This window comes from Pseudorhodoplanes sinuspersici (assembly GCF_002119765.1).
Taxonomy (GTDB): domain Bacteria; phylum Pseudomonadota; class Alphaproteobacteria; order Rhizobiales; family Xanthobacteraceae; genus Pseudorhodoplanes; species Pseudorhodoplanes sinuspersici.
Map to the genome: position 1 here is coordinate 1 of NZ_CP021112.1, position 18,591 is coordinate 18,591.

The 18,591-nt window shown below is 61.3% G+C and carries 19 protein-coding genes; 8 read left to right on the forward strand and 11 right to left on the reverse strand.

Features of this window, described 5'->3' with window-relative positions; all coding sequences use genetic code 11:
* Positions 1–23: 23 nt before the first annotated feature.
* Positions 24–380, forward strand: a complete 357-nt coding sequence (locus CAK95_RS30340; protein WP_198343885.1) for a recombinase family protein — start codon at positions 24–26, stop codon at positions 378–380.
* A gap of 122 nt (positions 381–502) precedes the next feature.
* Complete coding sequence (locus CAK95_RS00010; RefSeq protein WP_086085954.1) at positions 503–1,033, forward strand: hypothetical protein; 531 nt, start codon at positions 503–505, stop codon at positions 1,031–1,033.
* Between the two features lie 252 nt (positions 1,034–1,285).
* Here the strand turns inward: CAK95_RS00010 and CAK95_RS00015 are convergent, their stop codons facing one another.
* The 3 genes from CAK95_RS00015 to CAK95_RS00025 form a co-directional block, all read right to left on the reverse strand.
* Entirely contained in the window at positions 1,286–2,527 is a 1,242-nt protein-coding gene (locus CAK95_RS00015) for a vanadium-dependent haloperoxidase (protein WP_157699470.1), read from the reverse strand.
* A gap of 285 nt (positions 2,528–2,812) precedes the next feature.
* On the reverse strand, positions 2,813–3,652 hold the full coding sequence (locus tag CAK95_RS00020) for a class I SAM-dependent methyltransferase (protein ID WP_086085956.1): 840 nt from the start codon (positions 3,650–3,652) through the stop codon (positions 2,813–2,815).
* 37 nt (positions 3,653–3,689) lie between these two features.
* Positions 3,690–4,202, reverse strand: a complete 513-nt coding sequence (locus CAK95_RS00025; protein ID WP_086085957.1) for a DUF3455 domain-containing protein — start codon at positions 4,200–4,202, stop codon at positions 3,690–3,692.
* Between the two features lie 146 nt (positions 4,203–4,348).
* Between CAK95_RS00025 and CAK95_RS00030 the strand changes: the two genes are divergently transcribed.
* Positions 4,349–6,376, forward strand: coding sequence for a BTAD domain-containing putative transcriptional regulator (locus CAK95_RS00030; protein ID WP_425349656.1), 2,028 nt, complete (start codon positions 4,349–4,351; stop codon positions 6,374–6,376).
* 227 nt (positions 6,377–6,603) lie between these two features.
* Here CAK95_RS00030 and CAK95_RS00035 read toward each other — a convergent pair whose 3' ends face one another.
* The 7 genes from CAK95_RS00035 to CAK95_RS00065 all read right to left on the reverse strand — a co-directional run bounded on the left by CAK95_RS00035 (position 6,604) and on the right by CAK95_RS00065 (position 11,866).
* Positions 6,604–6,828: a nuclear transport factor 2 family protein gene (locus tag CAK95_RS00035; RefSeq protein WP_147413748.1), complete on the reverse strand. Its 225-nt coding sequence runs from the start codon at positions 6,826–6,828 to the stop codon at positions 6,604–6,606.
* A 10-nt stretch (positions 6,829–6,838) separates the two neighbouring features.
* On the reverse strand, positions 6,839–7,306 hold the full coding sequence (locus CAK95_RS00040) for an SRPBCC family protein (protein ID WP_086085960.1): 468 nt from the start codon (positions 7,304–7,306) through the stop codon (positions 6,839–6,841).
* 22 nt (positions 7,307–7,328) lie between these two features.
* Positions 7,329–7,529, reverse strand: a complete 201-nt coding sequence (locus CAK95_RS00045; RefSeq protein ID WP_086085961.1) for a hypothetical protein — start codon at positions 7,527–7,529, stop codon at positions 7,329–7,331.
* Between the two features lie 432 nt (positions 7,530–7,961).
* Complete coding sequence (locus CAK95_RS00050; protein ID WP_086085962.1) at positions 7,962–9,185, reverse strand: acyl-CoA dehydrogenase family protein; 1,224 nt, start codon at positions 9,183–9,185, stop codon at positions 7,962–7,964.
* A gap of 211 nt (positions 9,186–9,396) precedes the next feature.
* Positions 9,397–10,152, reverse strand: a complete 756-nt coding sequence (locus tag CAK95_RS00055) for a TetR/AcrR family transcriptional regulator (protein ID WP_086085963.1) — start codon at positions 10,150–10,152, stop codon at positions 9,397–9,399.
* Between the two features lie 188 nt (positions 10,153–10,340).
* A complete protein-coding gene (locus tag CAK95_RS00060; protein ID WP_086085964.1) occupies positions 10,341–10,814 on the reverse strand; it encodes a MaoC family dehydratase in 474 nt (157 codons plus the stop codon).
* A gap of 71 nt (positions 10,815–10,885) precedes the next feature.
* Positions 10,886–11,866 carry a Bug family tripartite tricarboxylate transporter substrate binding protein gene (locus CAK95_RS00065; RefSeq protein WP_157699471.1) on the reverse strand — a complete coding sequence of 327 codons (981 nt, stop codon included), beginning with the start codon at positions 11,864–11,866 and terminating at the stop codon, positions 10,886–10,888.
* Positions 11,867–12,045: 179 nt separating this feature from the next.
* Between CAK95_RS00065 and CAK95_RS00070 the strand changes: the two genes are divergently transcribed.
* Together CAK95_RS00070 and CAK95_RS00075 are read left to right on the forward strand one after the other, a co-directional pair.
* The gene (locus CAK95_RS00070) at positions 12,046–12,840 is read left to right on the forward strand and encodes an HpcH/HpaI aldolase family protein (RefSeq protein WP_086085966.1); all 795 of its coding nucleotides are present in this window, start codon (positions 12,046–12,048) and stop codon (positions 12,838–12,840) included.
* Positions 12,841–12,901: 61 nt separating this feature from the next.
* Positions 12,902–13,750 (forward strand): cupin domain-containing protein, encoded by an 849-nt coding sequence (locus tag CAK95_RS00075; RefSeq protein ID WP_086085967.1) that lies wholly within the window; start codon positions 12,902–12,904, stop codon positions 13,748–13,750.
* A gap of 21 nt (positions 13,751–13,771) precedes the next feature.
* Here CAK95_RS00075 and CAK95_RS00080 read toward each other — a convergent pair whose 3' ends face one another.
* A complete protein-coding gene (locus tag CAK95_RS00080; RefSeq protein WP_157699472.1) occupies positions 13,772–14,737 on the reverse strand; it encodes a Bug family tripartite tricarboxylate transporter substrate binding protein in 966 nt (321 codons plus the stop codon).
* Positions 14,738–15,201: 464 nt separating this feature from the next.
* Here CAK95_RS00080 and CAK95_RS00085 point away from each other — a divergent pair, with 464 nt between their 5' ends.
* From CAK95_RS00085 to CAK95_RS00095, 3 genes are all read left to right on the forward strand, one after another.
* Positions 15,202–15,684, forward strand: a complete 483-nt coding sequence (locus CAK95_RS00085) for a (2Fe-2S)-binding protein (protein ID WP_086085969.1) — start codon at positions 15,202–15,204, stop codon at positions 15,682–15,684.
* On the forward strand, positions 15,681–17,786 hold the full coding sequence (locus CAK95_RS00090; protein WP_086085970.1) for a molybdopterin cofactor-binding domain-containing protein: 2,106 nt from the start codon (positions 15,681–15,683) through the stop codon (positions 17,784–17,786). Before CAK95_RS00085 ends, CAK95_RS00090 begins: the two co-directional genes overlap by 4 nt.
* Positions 17,787–17,882: 96 nt before the next feature.
* On the forward strand, positions 17,883–18,560 hold the full coding sequence (locus CAK95_RS00095) for a glutathione S-transferase family protein (RefSeq protein ID WP_157699473.1): 678 nt from the start codon (positions 17,883–17,885) through the stop codon (positions 18,558–18,560).
* Positions 18,561–18,591: the final 31 nt, after the last annotated feature.

The following is an 18,591-nucleotide window of genomic DNA, read 5'->3' on the forward strand; positions in this document are numbered from 1 at the left end:
GTCCATCAAACCGGCAGCAGCTCATTTATCTTCTTCTTCAGAACCGGACCTACCGCGGAGAAGCTACGCATAAGGGCAACGCCTATCCCGGCGAGCATGCCGCGATCGTTGACAAACCACTCTGGGATGCCGTGCAGGCCGTGCTCGCCGAGAACCGCGTGCAGCGCGCAGCAAGTACCAATACCAAGGCGCCAAGCCTCCTGACCGGCCTGCTCTTCGACGAGGCCGGCGAGCGTCTGACGCCGACATGGTCGATCAAGAAGGGCACGCGATATCGTTACGTGTCCACATCTCTCGTGAAAGGTGGCAGCAAAGCTCATTCGACGCACCGTCGCATCCCCGCCGGAAATCTCGAAAGCGTTGTCATCGAGAGGCTTTAAAGGCTGTTTTCCAACCAGGCCGAACTGCTTGACGTCATCGAGAGCGCAAACATCGGCGGTGGCGGACAAAGACAGATGATTCAGCGCGGGCGCCAAGTGAGATCGCGGATGAGTTTGCTCACATGCCGGAGCAAAATCGATCAATCGTTAAGGCGTTGGTCCGCCGTGTGGAGATCGGACCCGACAGCGTTAAGGTCGATCTTTCGCAAGATCGCCTGGCTGCAGTGCTCCGTTCCGAGCATGTGGAGTTACCGCGCAATAAGGTGGTCGACCCATCCGACCGTGTTCTGACATTGACGGCACCTGTCCAACTGACCCGCCTTGGTCGTGAAATGAAACTTCTGGTCGGCGACTCAAGCGACAACAGAGCGCCTGATTTGAGCCTCTTGCGCATCGTCGCGCATGCGCATGATGTTCAGCGACGCCTTTCCCAGAACACAACACTCACCGTGCATGACATCGCTCGCGAAGAGCATGTCACATCTGACTACCTATATATCCTGCTACGTCTGCGCTGGCTCGCACCCGACATCACCACAGCGATCATTAACGGCCGACAGCCCCCTCAGCTCAATGCCAAGCGATTGATGCGGCTGACTGCGCAGCTACCGACCGACTGGTCCGAACAAAAAGCCTTGCTCGGCTTTCGCTAATACTGGTTAATGTCCGCAAGTATCACTAAGCCGACACGGCGACCGCATGTCCCGCCGCAACCAGCAGCCTTGCTCGGCTTTCGTTGACGATCATTCGCTGCTGATAACAGCGTGACGCCACCATGCGGGGCCGACCTGCTTCAGACCCTTGAGTGTATTTCTGTCGTAAAGGCAGCCTATCCCGATTTACGTGTGCCGCTGCGTGCGGCGGTCGACGAGTGACCGCCGCACGAATCTCAAATGCAATACAATTCAATGCGTTCGGCTTATGAACGCACGCTCGACCGTCTTCTGCGCAACTTTGCGTCCGATTTCCCGTCCTGCCTCGACGTCGAAGCGGTAGTGGATGCCAGCCCAAACACGCGCTTCAGCAGCTTCATTACCAAGCGCCATTAGACGGTCGCGGTCGCTTTGGAAAACGCTGGCAAGAAATGTTGCAGCCGCAGTCGAATAACAGCCGTGGGCCGCTGGATAGCTGGGGTGGTTAGGCGGCGCGAACAGAGGCTTAAGTTCCCCATCGAGCTGCGGCGGCCGGATATACCAGAATGTGTACTTGGCATCCCAGCAGGCGGTGCCGGCGTCTGCAAGTGCTATGTTGAGAGCCGCCAATGTCCGAGCCGTGGTCTGCCCGGACATGCCGGCTTCGAGAAGCTTAGCGCGGGCAACCTCGTTCCAATGCGTATGCGCGCGTGCGCCGCCGTGAACCTCCCAATAAGTCGCTCGGTGGTTCGTTTTGGGAGAACGTGCGAATGTCTTCAGTTCGTTAAGCGCCTCTTTCATCTGGTCAGAATCCACGGCGGGAGGTCTGGATGGACGCACCTCACCACCATGCGTCAGCACCCACGTCTGCCAAGTTCCCGCAAGTGGCGCTATGGGATTGGATCCCTTCCATTTATCTTGCCCCTCCGGCACTACGCCGCTCCATTTTGTGCCCGATCGGTCGGCTTTACCGCGCGCAATCGCAAGTTTTGCAACCTCCAAGCCAATCTTACGGCCCGCAGCCACCTCTTGTGGATACTCAACGCCGGCGAGGAGGCGTGCCTGGGTTGCTTCTTCTGCCTTGCGCGCAAAAAGCGCAGCGCGTTCTGGAAAGAGATAGCCGAGGACCTCAGCTGCAGCCGCCGACACAGCCGCATGCCCCGAAGGAGAAAGTGTCGCCAATGACGATTTTCCAGCGAATTTAAGTGCGGCATCGAGCTCCGTATCGGAGCGCTTCTTGTCCATGCGATACGAAGACGCTACTGCCAGCGCATCATCCAGCGCCGCGTGGTACAGCGCGAGATGACGCGCCGCGAGCGGCAATGTGACGAATGACGCCTGGATTTCGTCCAGAATGATTTCGTTCCATCGATAGGCGGGACCTCCCGTCGTCCACCACCGGAAACGTTCAATATCTTCCGGACTGCGCTTTGCGACGATCGCCTTGAGTTCAATGAATTCGTTACGAAGACTTGCAGATGAGATCGGATTTGCGATCTCGCTGTAGGATTTCACGAGCCATCCCTCCTGGCGGAGGACTGGGGCGTTCAACCTCTCATGTGCGAGGGCTTGTGGCCCTGCGACAGTGGTCATGGAAAGCGCACATGCAACTATTGCTGAGGCGACGGTGCCCGAAGTTGCCATAGTAATACGTCTGCGCGATTTGGCATCGGGATTGCGGGATGCGAGATTGTGTGCAGAGTGACGAATGAGCGAGACGACGGGCGCCATTTTCATTCTCCTGTGGTGGAGGTGTTGAGTTAGAATGAGGCGGCTCCGGTGCAGCCATTAAGCTGAAACTCAGTGCCGCGTAATCACGATTTCGAGGTATTCGCTCGGCACCACCATCGTGCCATCATCGGTGCGGTTGAATTGGCAGACGAGCGCCAGCAAGTCGTGCTGCAAGGCCTCTTGATTCACCGTGTCGAGCGCGGCGAAGGTCTTGAGCACCGGCCCATAGTGAGTCTTGAACACATCGAGCCAATGCTCGGGCGAGCGATAGCGAAACACGAAGTTGCGCTGCGCCGATTTGACCGAGACTGCATGCGGCTCGAACAATTCAGTGATCCGCGCACGGGTGCCCCAGAGTGCAGGCGATTTCGCGCCAGCCGGTGAAGGCATATGTTTGCCGATCGCCTTGAAAAGCTGGCCGATGAAACCGTCCGGCGTCCAGTTGGCCAGCCCGATTTTGCCGCCGCGTTTACAGACGCGGACCATTTCGGCGGCTGCGCGGTCGTGGTCAGGTGTGAACATCACCCCGAAGGTGGAGACCACGACGTCGAAGCTGTCGTCAGCGAACGGCAGAGCCTCGGCATCCGCCTGCTGAAACTGAATAGAGACGCCCTCGGCATTGGCCCGCTCTCGGCCGCGCTCCAGCAGCGAAGGGACGTAGTCGGTTGAGACCACTTCGCACCAGCGGCGCGCAGCGGCAAGCGAGACGTTGCCGTTGCCGGCAGCGACGTCGAGCACCGTCTGTCCTGCGCGGATATCGAGCGCTTCACACAAATCTTCACCGACGATCTGAAGCGTGGTGCCGACGACAGCATAGTCGCCGGAAGTCCAGGCGGCCTGCTGGGCTGTCTTGATGGCGGCGAGATCGGGCGCGGGTACGGATTTAGTCGCAAAAGCGGTTGGCGTCATGACTTTCTCCTGTTGATCGTCGATTGATCGCGGGCGTTCACCGGCGTGTGTCGGACTTCCTGAAGAAGGTGTAGTCAGCGGTGTAGGGCACGCTTAAGAGGGCACCCGCCTCGGTACAGACGCCGGCGACCACACCGCCCTTGGTGTTGATCCGCTGAATGGTCGTCACGTCGGACAGACGACCCTCGCCACGACGTGCCGTGATCGCGAGTTTGAGTAGCGGAATGTCGTTCGCGCTGGCTGCGGGAGCGCGCGCGGCGACCTTGCCTTGTACGGCGCTCCCGTCGATCAGTTCCCAGTTCGGTCCCGCATAGTGGCGGCCGACAGTCTTGCCGGAGATGAACAGTGTCGCGATCGGCTCCCGGAATTGCCAGGTGGCAGTACCGGCGGCCGGATCAGCCTTGCACTCATAGATTTGCGAGCCGACCGCATGGACGGTCGCCACCAGCGCTTCGCCGGGCGCGGAGATTGCGTCCGGCAATTCGGCCGCTACTGCCTGAATTGGCAGCAGCGACAATGCAAGCGCGGTCATGCGCAGGGTTGGTTGCATCGATGACTCCAATCGGGCGCTGGATACTGCTATGCTGCCGCTTCGCCCGAATGCTGGCGGCAGTGCTGGGCCCCCTGAGAGCACCACTCAGTCGTATCCGTTGGTAGCGGACCCATATGGTGTCGAGCGTGGTAGGCAGCGTGGAAATGCCCGTGGAATCTCACAATCCAGAGCGGATTTTGCGCAGCTCGACTTGCGAGGTGCGGATGCTTGGGCCACTGGCAGCAAGCCGGGACGGCAATGCGCTGAAGTTTCCTGCCTCGCGAAAAGTGCGGGCGCTGTTCGCCTACCTTGCTCTTGCGCCAAAGGCCGTTCAACGAACGCAGTTATGTGAATTGCTCTGGGACGTTCCAAATGATCCGCGCGGCGAGCTTCGCTGGTGCCTGAGCAAGATCAGGAGCGTTATCGACGGGCCGGACCGGCAAAGGGTCGAAGCGAGGGACGACACCGTCAGACTTGATCTGTCCGATTGCCGCATCGATGTGTTGCAAGTTGCCGCGGCTGTGAAGGACGGCGTGGAGAAGCTTGATCCGGAACGGCTACGGACACTGGTGGAGCTGTTTGGCGGCGACTTCCTTGAAGGTATGGAAATCGAACGCAGCCCCGGGTTCAACAACTGGCTGGTGGCTCAGCGACGCCGGTTTCGCGCTTGCCATGCCGCTTTTCTGGAACATCTGGTGAAGGATGGATCGGACGACGACGCGCTCGTGCATCTCGATCGATGGCTGGATCTCGCGCCCTTCGATCAACGTGTTCATAAGATCCTGCTCGAGGCGCTCGCACGGCGCGGCCGTATCCGTGACGGCGAGGAGCATCTTGCTGCAACGAGTCGACTGTTCGAGTCCGAAGGGCTCGACTCCCGGCCAATTCGCGACATCTGGCGCGCCGCAAGAGAGAAGACTGAAGTGGCGGGGCAGTTGCTGGCCGCCGCCCCGACCACACCGCCGCCACGCATCGCTTCCGAAGTCGAAACAACGGGCACATCATCGCATCGCGCATCCATCGCGGTGATGCCGTTTGGCGAGAGCGGCGCTGCATTGGGCTCGGGCCGCGATGCCGGCGGCGCGCTCGCCCATGACGTGATCACCCGGCTTGCAAAGCTCCGCAGCCTATTCGTGATCGCGCAAGGTACGGTCTTTGCCTTGCATCAGCGACATATCGGATCAGAAGAGGCCGGCCGGATGCTCAATGTGGACTACGTTGTCAGCGGATCGATGCAACGGCAGAGCGATCGCATCACGGTGACGGTCGAGCTTGCGGAGACGCGCACGGCACGCATCATCTGGGCAGAGATATTCAACCACAGGCGGACCGACGCATTTGTAGTCTTGGATGAGATCGGCAACAAGATCGTTGCGTCGGTCGCCAGTGAAATTGAAACTATCGAACGCAACCGTGCCATCCTGCGTCCACCCAATTCCCTCAACGCGTGGGAATCGTATCACCGCGGGTTGTGGCACATGTATCGTTTCAGCATGGCTGATAACGAGCGCGCGCAGCACTTCTTCGAGACGGCAATCCGTCTCGATCCGACCTTCTCGCGCGCTCATGCCGGCCTGTCCTTCACGCATTTCCAGAACGCCTTTCAAGGCTGGGCGAAGCGCGGGCCGGAAGTCGATCGCGCTTTTGAGGCGGCCGGGCAAAGCCTGATGGCGGACGACCGCGATCCTGCGGCGCATTGGGCGATGGGGCGTGCGCTCTGGCTGCGCGGCAATTCCGATCAATCCGTTCACGAACTGGGGCAGTCCGTCGACCTGAGCCCGAACTTCGCTCTGGCTCACTATAATCTTGCATTCGTCCACTCGACGAATGGCGATCCGGGCGCAGCCATTCCATCCTCTGATTACTCGCGCAACTTGAGCCCCTTCGATCCGATGCTGTTCGGGATGCTCGGTGCCCGTGCTATGGCCCTGGTGCGGCTGGAGCGGTTCGACGAGGCCGCGGAATGGGCGATTAAGGCGGCCGCTCGCCCCAATGCATTCGCGCACATCCACGCTATTGCTGCGTATTCATTGGTACTCGCTGGGCGGGTGGAGGAGGCACGCGAGTATATGGCATCAATTCATAAGACGCTTCCGCATTACGGAGTGAAGGATTTTGTGACGGCGATGCAGTTCGATGCGCTCGGCGCAGCCATGTTCCGAGACGCGGCCAAGCGCCTCGGAGCGAAGTAACCCAAAGCTAGGTCGCGATCGAAAGGGCGAAGTCGGATGGTTTGGAGAGAACCAGGCCCAGAGAGAGTATTTTCGGCCTAAACGGTCTCGGCGGAGTGCAGGCCGTCCTTTGCCTCAGGAACATAATGTTAAGTTGCCGCTGAACCAGATCGGATCGGCATATTTTGAGACAGCCCTGTACTAGGATTTTCACGCCCCGAATTGGATAGAACATCCAACGCGCACATCTAGCAAGATTGACGTAGTCGCATTGCAATTGAATCACGCAACGAGAATTGGATGCCGTCGATCGCGGAGAACAACTGTCTGATGCCGGCCTTCACCTGCTCGCGGCCTTTCATCGCCGGATTGGTGCCGACCACGACTTCGACGTCGGGGGTCAGTCCGGCCACGAAGTCTTCGAGACGCATCGCGTCGATATGGGTGTAGAGATCAGAGAACCAGTGTTTCATGCCATCCTCCTCACGCAGCGGCATAGCGCGGATCGGCCACCATCTGGCGAATGGCGCCCAGCGTGGCATCGACCGCCTTGAGGTAATCGCGCTCCATGATGGCGCGGAACTCCTGTTCCTGCGTGCTGTCCGACGGGGCATCCACAAGCTGCAGCGCGAAGGAGAAGCGCAGACGCAGGTTGTCGTCGTCGCCAAGGATTTCGTTGACGATGAACCCGTCCACATTGCCGGATTCACGTACGAAGACGACCTTTTCCTCGGGATAGAGCGTGATGCGCTCGCGCGCATCCTCGCCCCGGAACACGATGTCGCGCACGATGCTGTTCCCCGAGCGCGAGATCACGTCGCATTTCGCCATGCCGGGGACGAAAGGCAGCGCGTTCTCCGCTTTCATCACCAGACCGCGCCAGATGTCGCTGCGGCTCAGCCGCTGCTGGCCCGGCGCGTTAGCGGGAACTTCCTTCGATACGTAAATCATGCTCACTCCCTGTCGGTTGGCTTCAGTTGACGAGCGGGTCGCGGCCGCTTCCAGACCAGCGTGTTCGCGTCTGTCGCTTCTTCATCACGCCGAATTCGAGATTGAGGTCGACGAGCGCGTTGAGGCGTTCGCCGGATTTGTCGGGGCTGCAGTCGCAGCGCATCGGCTTTCGTGATTTCGGCCCGAACGCTGGGGCCGCGGTGGCGAACGGCCAATCTGCCATGTCGCTGAGCGACGGATATGCGCCTCCCGCATCGAGAGATTTTCGAGAATATTGTTCACGATATCGTCCGCTGTGGTGCTCCAAACCGCCAGCCCCTGCTTGAAGGACCACCCGGGTACATCTTCAGTGTCAGCGTGCCGCTGGACCCCTTTGCCAGTTCCTCGCCGAACACTTGAACACCAAGGCGTTGGTGTGATGTTGCGGCGGAAGGAAGCTGGCAATGGTAAGCTCTTCAGCAACGGCGGTGGCGGCCACCAGCCCCCCACCGATTATCATTGCTGCAACAAGGGTTGCGCTTCCTGAAAAACGGTTCCGAGATCAAACGGCTGCTTGGTGGGAATCTTGCTCTGCTCCCTTCAGGTGATTCGTCAGCGACTGCGCTTCGATGCGCCGTCGCGCCGGTGAGGCTGAGGCCTGTAGTCCGGTCTAGGGCTAGAAAATGCCCTGCGGCTGCAGCCCCAATTGCTGCGTTCCGTACAGCGCCGACAGCGTGTCCCAGTCGATACTGGCATGCGTGGCGGCGATGTTGGCATCGCGCCAGAACCGCTGAACGCTGTTCTTCTCGTCGGCCGCCGCGGCGCCCGACTTGTTGAAAATCTCGTTCACCACATCTGCCGAGGTTCGGCTGGCAAAGCCGTGGTTGCGCCGGATCCGCACCCGCAGTTCGATGTCGGGTGTGCCACCCGCGAGTACGATGTCCTGTCCATCGCGGAGACTTGTCACCATCAGCGTTCGCGCCGCTTCGATATGGGCCGCGGACCGGCCGATCAGGCTCTGAATCAGCGGCTGCTCGGCGACCTTCTCGAACACGCCTGGACGCGCCATGCGTTTCGCATCGCGCGCGGTCTCGGTAAAAGCATCGATCGCGCCCTGCGCCATGCCCACGATCGGCGCGACCAAAGCGGTCGGACCGAAGGTCGGATAACCGAAGCGCGCCTGACCGTTATCGGGGACGTCGAGGCCGGGTATCTTGCCGGTGAAAATGGCGCCGAGCGGCAGGATGCGATGCTTCGGCACGAAGACCCGTTCGGTGATGTGAACGGTTTTCGAGCCGGTGCCCCGCAATCCGGCGACGTTCCAGCTATTGTGATCGACCACGACGTCCTTCACCGGGACCAGGCACCACGCCACCGTGGGCGGGCCATCCTTGTTCGGGATCGCCGCCGAAAGGATGAGCCAGGTGGCGCTGTCGACACCGCTGGCCCAGGGCCAGCTTCCGGTGATCCTGATTCCGCCGTCGACCACCTCGACTTTTGGTGTGGGAATGTAGGACACCGCGAGCAGATTGTTGGTGTCGTCCCACACCTCCTGCTGCGCTTCGAGCGGGAAGAACGCGGTCATCCATCCGAAGCAGACCGCGAGCGTACTACACCAGCCGGTGCTGCCGCAGGCGCGCCCAAGCTCGAAGCCGACCTGCGCTAGCTCGGCGGGACCGTATTCGTAACCGCCGAAACGCTTCGGCTGCATCAGGCGAAAGACATTCGCATCGCGCAGCGCGTCCATGGTCTCTTGCGGGACGCGCTTTGCCTTTTCCGCGCTAAGCGCCCGCGCGCCGATCTCCGGCGCGAGCTTTCTGATTCTTGCGATGACGTCGGCGAATTCGGGCCGCGATGCCAGAGTGTGAACCGCGGCGGAGCGTTTCGCTTCCTGCTGCATTTCGCTTCCTCCCTGAAAGCGTACCGTTCGTTACGGTACGCTATACTGCACGGCTTTCGACATTTGGCAATGACAATTCGTTCGTTGCACCGCGAAGAGCGCGCGCTTTCATTCGTTGCAAACGCAACGGACTGGTGGAGCGAGAGCGTTTTGCTTTGGATAAACAAGCTGCAAGCACAGATTCGGCAGCGTCGTGCTGAAGCTTTCTCTGCTAGCGATTCGTCTTCGGCTGGGACGCTTTGGCCCGGCGCGGCGACGCGCGGCTTGTCGTCACCGTCTTGGGCGAACGCTTCGAACCGGCATCGATCGCACAGCCTGTCAGGAATACGGAGACGGCGAGTTCAACGGTCTGGTTGATCCGCTTCGCGCGATCCCTTTCACTTGCCGCCGACGTGAGCCAGCTCAGGATCTGCTCGCCGATCAGCATATCGTGCAACAGAATCGCGAGTTGGCGCGGATCCTTGTCCGCGCGGATTTGGCCGTTCTGCTGCTGCAGCGCGATCCATTCCGAAAAGATACGATAAACCGTCTCCGGGCCGGTCCGATAGAACAGCCGCCCGGCTTCGGGAAATTCCCGACCGATCGATGTCACCAGGCGATGGAACGATATGATCCGCGGCGACAGCACCATCGAGACGAAGGAGCGCGCCATGCGGGTGGCCTGCCCCTCCAGCGTCCCGACCGGCCGGGTATCGATGTTGATCGTGACGTCGGAACACAATTGCTGGACGACGGCCTCGAACAGCTTAGCCTTGTTTCCGAAATTGGAATAGATCGTCTCCTTCGAGCCACCGACGACCGAAATGATTTCGTTGATAGACACGGAATCGTAGCCGCGCTCCAGAAACAGCTTCGCAGCCGAGCGCACGATCGTCTCGCGCTTCTTGGCCGTGCTCTTGCGCATTCCGGCGGCAGCGCCGTTGCTGTCCGTCGCAGCCTGCGCGGCCGATTTTCGGAGCGAGTTCATGTCCCAAGCTATGACATGAATCGCCCTTGAGGCCAGTGGAAAAACTCGATATCGCCGTGCGCCGATGGCAGGCGTTCGCAGGGCGAGTCGCGACCCATGCAGGCGATGGTCAAGGTTTCGAGGAAATTGCCGCCCTACGGGCGGCACAGCGCAAAGACCACGGTCACTGCGGCTTTGCGAGAAGACGGTCAGGCTTTGCACGGTGCAGCCAAGGACAAAGTACCGTGCGCACGCACCTGGCCGAGCGCATAATATGTCATGACGGTCTCGTCCCGCTGGTTCAAGACCGCGACGCGGGTGCGGATCGTGCCGCGGTCTGGCTTGGATGCAGACCTGCGCACCTCGACGATCTCACGGGTGGTGCGGAGCGCGTCGCCGGGCCGCACCACCTGCTTCCAGCGCAATTCGTCAATGCCGATTCCAACGATGGGCGCATCGCCGTGACCGCCGGCTTCGACGAAGAGCCGCATCGACAGCGCGGCGATCTGCCAACCGCTGGCAATGATCCCACCGAACGGTCCGTTCTTGGCCGCATCCGGGTCGACATGGATCGGTTGCGGATCGTTCGCTCTGGCATAAGCGATCATCTCCTCTTCCCCGATCACGATCGATCCGCTCTGCCAGATTTCTCCTTCGCGAAAATCCTCGAGGTATTTCACCATTGTCCTTTCCGCACGTGTCCTTCGCGCGACCAACGCCGCTTCCTGTCCCGTCCCGCGAAAAAGCGCTCGCGTCACATCGAGATGTTCGCCTCCTTCACCACCGGGCCCCATTTCTGGAGCTCGGAGGTAATGAAGGCTTTCAGATCGGCCGGTGAACCGCCAATAGCCTGCATGCTCAGGGTCGCGAGCACTTCCTTGCCTTTCGGACTTTGCAGGAAGGCATTGGTGGCTGCGTTGAGCTTGTCGACGATCTCCTTTGGCGTACCCGCCGGCGCCGCCAGAGCAAACCAGGCGGTGGCCTCAAACCCTTTGAATCCCGCGTCCTGAACGGTCTTCACATCCGGCAGATCGCTCGAGCGTTGGGCGGAGGTCACGCCCAGCGCGCGGATCTTGCCCTCGCGCACCAGCGGCACATAGGACGGCATGAAATCCATCGCGAGGTCGACCTGGCCTCCGAGCAGGTCGTTGACCACCAGCGCCGTGCCGCGATACGGCACGGTCGTCATGTTGATCCCGAGTTCCTTCTGCAGCAGCAACGCGGTGATGTGACCAAGCGTGCCGTTGCCGGGAACGCCGACATTGAGCTTGCCCGGATTAGCCTTGGCATAGGCCGCGAGTTCCTTGATATCGTTCACCGGAAGCGACATCTTCGCCGCGATGATCACCGGCGACTTGGCGATCAGCACGATCGGGATGAAAGCCTGCTCCGGATCGAATGGCAGGCTCTTGTACATCAGCTTGTTATTCGCGAGCGGCCCGGGCGTGCCGAACATGATGGTGTAGCCATCGGGGGCGGCTTTGGCGACGGCACCGGCGCCGATATTGCCGCCTGCGCCGGCGCGATTGTCGACCACGAATTGCTGGCCAAGCCGCTCGCCGAGATCCTGCGCGAGCGCTCGCGCCAAGAGGTCTGTCCCGCCGCCCGCAGCAAATGGCAGGATCACCGTGACGGGCCGGGACGGCCAGCCTTGCGCGACCGCGCCGGCCGGTGCCGCGCACAGGCTCGCCGCAGCGATGGCAAGCGCGATCCTGCGAGTGATGCGAATATTCATGATCTCCTCCCGAGCCACGCAACTGAGCTGCGCCATGTTGTTTTGCGCACCCTAGCCGACCCGGTTTCCGGCAGCGCGCCTTTGTGGAAGCGTTTCGCCACGCGAAATAGGAGCATTCGCCCACCCGGCGCACGCTCCACATCGGGTAGCGTCCCGCCGGAATGACGAAAGGACATGACATGGCCGATCCCACGATGCTCCGCAGCCGACTGCTCGCTCGCGAGCACCTAGTCGGCACCTTCGTCAAGACGCCGACCACTCACGCGACCGAAATCATCGGCGCGCTCGGCTTCGATTTCGTCGTGATCGACGAAGAACATGCCCCCTTCGACCGCATGGCGACGGATGCGGTGTTGCTCGCGGCAAGAGCTGCCGGCACGGCGGCGCTGGTGCGCGTGCAGAGCGTGACGAATATTCTCTCTGTCCTCGATTGCGGCGCGACTGGCGTGCTGGTGCCGCATGTCGCGACGGCCACCCGCGCCCGCGAAGTCGCTGCGGCCTGCCGCTATCAGGGTGGCCGTCGCGGCTATTCGGGCTCGCCGCGGCATGCCGGTTACGGTGCTACCGGAATGTGGAAGACGGTCGAAGCAGCCGACGCCATCACCACCGTGATCGCCCAGATCGAGGACCCGGAAGCGCTCGAGGAGATCGATGCCATCGCCGCAGTGGACGGCATCGACGCGCTTTTCATCGGTCGCGGCGACCTTTCCGTCGCGCTTGGAGCGAAATCCTCCGATGCGCCTGAGGTGCGCAGGGCGGTTGAACGGATCGGCAAGGCGGCACGCGCCGCCGACAAACCCGTCTGCGTGTTCGTTGGCGGCCAGGCCGAGGCGTCATGGCTGCGTGACCAGGGCGCGACCGCGTTCGTGGTTGCCTCCGACCAGAGCTTCCTCCGCAAGGCGGCAGCCTCAACTCTGGCCGAGATGCGCGCGCTCGACACGCCCGCCATCAGTGCGCAGGCCAAGACCGCTTAACGAAGCCTGCCTTACGAAGCCTGCCTTACGAAGCTTGCTTAACAATAAGGAGACCCTGTGAATGAGCGCGCAGATCAGACCGGCCAGCGCCGGCCGCACCTATGACGCCCCGCCGCAACTGGTGGAAACCGGTAGCCAGACCTGGATCACGCGCGGCGCCAATTTTGTCGTCGCCATATCCGACGTCCGTCCGGGCGCGGTGCTGGGCCGTGCCGACAATCCCGACGAGTACATGGTGCTGCTTGGTGGTGTCGCCGCCGCCATCACAGCGGGCGCGGAAACGATCGAGGCGGCGCCAGAGTCACTCACCATCGTTCCGCCCGGGTCAAGCGAGATTGTGGCGAAGGGCGTGGGTTATGTTGTTCGCGTGCTGTCGAATCGCGCCACCGACCTTCTCGCGCAAGCGGAGAATGCCGCGACCTATGCGGACGGCGCGGCTGAGGTCGCGCCGCTGGTTGATTGGCCGCAGCCACCTGGCGGTTTCAGGCTGCGCAATTACAAGCCGTTCGAATACGACAAGCCCGACACCAATATGCGGCTGTTCCGCTGCACGAATCTGATGATCAACGTGCTCACCAAGCGCACGGCGCCGCGCGACGTCACGAAGCTCAGCCCACATTCCCATGATGATTTCGAACAGGCCTCGCTGCTGCTTGAAGGCGATTACATCCACCATCTTCGCTATCCATGGGTGCCGGACATGTCGCAATGGCGCGCCGACGAACACGTCGAGATCGGCAGTCCGTCGGTGACTGTCATCCCGCCCAAGGTTGTGCATACGAGCCGTAATATCGGCGACAAGCGCTCCTGGCTGATCGATATCTTCTCGCCACCGCGAGTCGATTTCTCGCGCAAGCCGGGATTGGTGCTCAATGCCGACGAATATCCGATGCCTGAGGGGTTGCAGTGAGGGCAGCGTTCTCGTCGACGACTATTTCTTGATCCCTGAAGACTCAATCAGCCGGATGTAGGTTTCCGAGTCCTTCTTCACGAAGGACTCGGCCTCCGCATGCGGCATATATTTTATTTCGAGCCCGGCCCCCGTGAAGGCCGTGATCACGCGCGGGTCGGCCAGCGCCTGGTCGATCAGACCGCTCAGCTTGGTAACGACAGCGTCGGGCATACCTGCGGGCCCCGAGATTGAGTTCCAAGCCTCGATGACGAAACCAGAATAGCCCAGTTCATCGAGCGTTGGCACATCAGGTGTCTGAGACGAGCGCCCGATACTGGTCGTTGCCAAAATCCGAAGGTCTCCGGATTTTTTTCCGGGCACTAATGGGCCAAGATTGATGACTCCAAGATCGATATGTTTACCCAGAAGATCGGTCACGACCGGCGGCGCACCGCTATAGGGCACGTGTGTCATCTTGATTCCCGCCATTTCCATGAAGCGGATCATCGCCAGATGGGAGACGCTTCCAACGCCCGGCGTCCCGAAAGTGACACTGTTCGGATTGGCCTTCGCCTTGGCGACCAAATCCTCAATCGACGTGATTCCGCTCTTCGCGTTCACCGCAATGCCGTTGGTACTTCTCGACACGACGGCAATCTGGGTGAAGGCCTTGTATCCATCATAGGGAACATTCGGGATCAATGTTGGATTAATCGAATATGTCGGCGGACCGGCGATCAAAAGTGTGTAGCCGTTGGGCGCCGCTCGCGCGACGAACGCGCCAGCGATCGTCGTTCCCGCTCCTGACTTGTTTTCGACGATGACCGGCTGGCCCAGGATCGGACTGAGATAATTGCTAAGCGCCTGCGCCTGCACTGCAGCCGTGCCGCCGGCAGCAAAGGGATTAATGATCCTGATCGTGCCGGTCGGATAATCCTGCGCCACTGCGGGACAGCCGATGGCGGCGATGGCGATAACGATTACGAGGCGCGTGTTTCGAAGCACTGCACTGTTTCCTCCCAAGAGAACTTTTTATGGCGTCCACATTTTTTCGGCCTGCCGGCGTGTCGTGGATCGAATTCGCATTATGTGACTGATGGCGCGCAGCCGCACGCGCCGGAAAACAACGTTCCGCGGAGCGAAACGGCATGGCAATTACAGCTTGGCAATTCATGTCAGGCTTTCGCCATTCAAAGTGAGTGCGACGCTTGGCTCGACCGAGCCGGCGGCGGCCGTGCATGAAGCATGTCCGGGCGGGCGATGGTGAGCAGGCGAATGCACATGGATCGCCAAGGCCATTTCGAGCAGCGAAACGAGAGGGATTTTAAGTTGAAAGCCTCGGAAGTCAGATCTCTAAGATAGATCCGATTTTTAAAATGGCGGAGCTTGGCGCCTGTCGATTTCAGTCGCCGATCGGATCCGCTCCCGCCCCGACGCTGACGAGAGTACCAACCGATGGCCGGTACCACATGAGCGGACCTCTCACGCTGACCGTCAATGGCTGCATGTACCAGGTCGATGCAGCGCCGACGACGCCGCTTCTCGACATTTTGCGCAACCATCTCGGGCTGACGGGCAGCCGCTACGGCTGCGGGCTGGAGCAATGCGGGGCCTGCATGGTGCTGGTCGATGGCGTGACAGCCTATTCCTGTAGCCGCGAGGCGGGCACGCTCGAGGGCCGCTCCGTCACGACTGTCGAAGGTCTCGGATCGCCTGAGGCGTTGCATCCACTGCAGAAGGCATTTCTCGACGAGCAAGCCGGACAGTGTGGCTATTGCCTGTCCGGCATGCTGATAGCAGCCAAGGCGTTGCTCGATCGCAATCCGGCCCCCACGCGAGCCGACGTCGCCACCGCGCTCGACCCGAACCTATGCCGCTGCGGCACACATCCGCGCATATTGCGCGCGGTGCTCAGGGCTGCGGCAGACATGCGCTCGAGGGCTGATTCATGACCGCGCTCACCCACAGTCTCAAGGACAATCCCCGGCTCGACCGCTGGCTCTGCTTTCAGGACGACCGCACCGTGCGCATCGCGACCGGCAAGGTTGAGCTTGGCCAGGGCATCCTGACGGCGCTTGCGCAGATCGCCGCGGAAGAGCTGGATCTCGGCATGCACCAGGTGCGCATGATGTCGGGCAACAGCCTTGAAGGCCCCGGCGAGGGCTACACCGCATCGAGCTGGTCAATCGAACATTCGGGCGCTGCTATCCGTCTTGTCGCCGCCGAGGTTCGCGCGATGGCTCTGGTCCGTGCCGCACTGCGCCTGAACGCCGGCATCGGCGAACTTGCCATTGACGAAGGCGAGTTCCTGAGGGACGGCGCACCGACCGGCCTCGATTATTGGCACATCGCATCCGAACTCGACCTTGCGGTCGACGCTACAGGTACGGTGCCGCCAAAGCCAGCGAACGCCCATCGCATCGTCGGCACAAGCGCGCCCAGGCTAGACCTGCTCGCCAAGCTGACCGGATCCGGCTTCATTCAGGACCTAGTGCTGCCAGGCATGCTTCACGCCCGCACGTTACGCCAGCCGGGTCGTGGCGCGACGCTCGCGGTGCTTGACGAAGATGCCATCCGCCGTCGCGCCGGCGGCGACATCCGTATCGTCCGCGTCGACAATTTCGTGGCCTTTGTCAGTCCTGACGAAACCGTTGTGCGTGCCGCGGCGGCGGCCGCCGCCGAGCGCGCCCTCTGGGACAATGCCGTTAAACTCCGCTCTGAACAGGCTACGCCCGACTGGATCGCCGCACAGCCCTCCCACGACCGCCTGATCGGCGATCCGTTGCAGGAGGCCATGCCCGACTGTATTTCCGTGCGCTTCACCAGACCTTTTCTGTCGCACGGCTCGATCGCCCCGTCCTGCGCACTGGCCGAGTTTAGCGACGGGATGCTCACGGTCTGGTCGCATGCGCAGGGCATGCACCCGCTGCGCGTCAACATCGCCAAAACCGTCGGCCTGTCGCTCGATCAGGTGGCTTGCCATCACGTACAGGGTGCCGGGTGCTACGGTCACAACGGTGCCGATGATGCCGCGCTCGACGCCGCCCTCGTTGCACTGGCGCTTCCCGGCCAGCCAATTCGGTTAAGTTGGCGGCGCGAAGAGGAATTCGCGCACGAGCCGTTGTCCTCGGCGATGGCGGTCACCGTCCATGCCGCGCTCGACAAAGCAGGCCGCCCCGCCGATTGGACCACCGAGATCTGGAGTGCAGCACACGGCCAGCGCCCGGGCGTCGGCGGCGCCTATTTGCTCGCGGCCGATGCGTTGAAGACGCCGCCGCCCGCGCGCAAGCCCTTCGATATTCCCGAGGATCGCGGCGGCGGAGCCACGCGCAACGGCATCCCGCTCTACGATGTCGGCTCGAAGCGAATAAACTACCACCTGGTCCACGACGTGCCGGTGCGGACTTCTTCATTGCGCGGTCTCGGTGCGACCCTCAACGTCTTCGCGATCGAGGGGCTGCTCGACGAACTGGCGGACCGCGCCGGCGAAGACCCTTTCGCCTATCGCCTCGCGATTCTTTCTGACCCACGTGCGCGCCGCGTGCTCCTGCGAGCGGCGGCGATGGCCGGTTGGTCGACGCGGGGCGAAGGCGGCAGCGGAAGTGGCATGGGGCTGGGCCTTGCCCAGTACAAGAATTCCTCGGCTTATGCCGCAGTAGTCGCCGCCGTCGAGGTCGATGAAGCCGTGCGCGTCACCAATATCTGGTGCGCGGTCGATGCTGGCCTCGTCATAAATCCTGATGGGCTAATCAATCAGGTCGAGGGCAACATCGTCCAGGCGATCAGCTGGGCATTGATCGAGGAGGTTCGGTTCGGCGATGCTGGTGTCGCCAGCCTCGACTGGGAGAGTTATCCCGTCATCCGCTTCACCGACATTCCCGAGATCCGGGTCGAACTGGTCGAGGCAACAGAACACCCGTCTCTCGGCGTCGGCGAATGCGCCGGCGGACCTGCGGCGGCGGCTATCGGCAATGCCGTTGCCCATGCGCTCGGCATACGTATCCGCGATATGCCGATGACTCGCGATAGGATCGTGTCGGCGTTGATGCAGTGATCAATCGGGACACAAGTCGACGGACAAATGTTGAATATTGCGCGCACACGCCGAGATGACCCGGACTGCGCTCACCTAAAAAACGGAGATCACCAAATGAATGATGTGTCAGCAGCGACGGATGCGATGGCAAGCGTTACGCACGAGCCCATGCTGTTCTATAGCCCTGGCGCATGTTCGCTGGCCTCTCACATCGCACTGGAAGAGACGGGCAAGCCATACAAGCCGATGGAGACGCTGCTGTCCCAGAAGCAGCACCTGACGCCGGAGTACCTGGCCGTCAACCCACGCGGCAAGGTCCCCGCTCTTATTGCCGACGGCCGGGTGATCACGGAGAACACGGCGATCCTGACCTATATCGGCCTGACATATCCCGAGACCGGCATGTGGCCGACAGACACCATCGACCAGATGCACTGCATTTCTCAGATGGCCTGGTTCTCCAACACGCCACACATCTCCCAGCGCGCCAAGTTTCGCCCGTACCGTTTCGTCGACGACGAGGGAATGCATGAGGCAGTCAGTGCAAAGGCGAAGGCGAATTATTGGCAAGACATGAAGGAAATCGACGATCTTATCGCCGGCAAGAAATGGATCATGGGCGACAGCTACACCGTGGTTGATCCCTATGCACTCGTCTTCTACGGCTGGGGCGCAAGCCACGCATTACCGATGGACGAGCTTAAGGCCTTCACCCAGCACAAGAACCAGATGCTCGAACGGCCAGCCGTAAGGGCCGTGCTGGAGCGAGAAAAGAATCCCCATTTCAAATGAGCTCTGCCGTCGGCTTCAGCCGTCCGGCGAT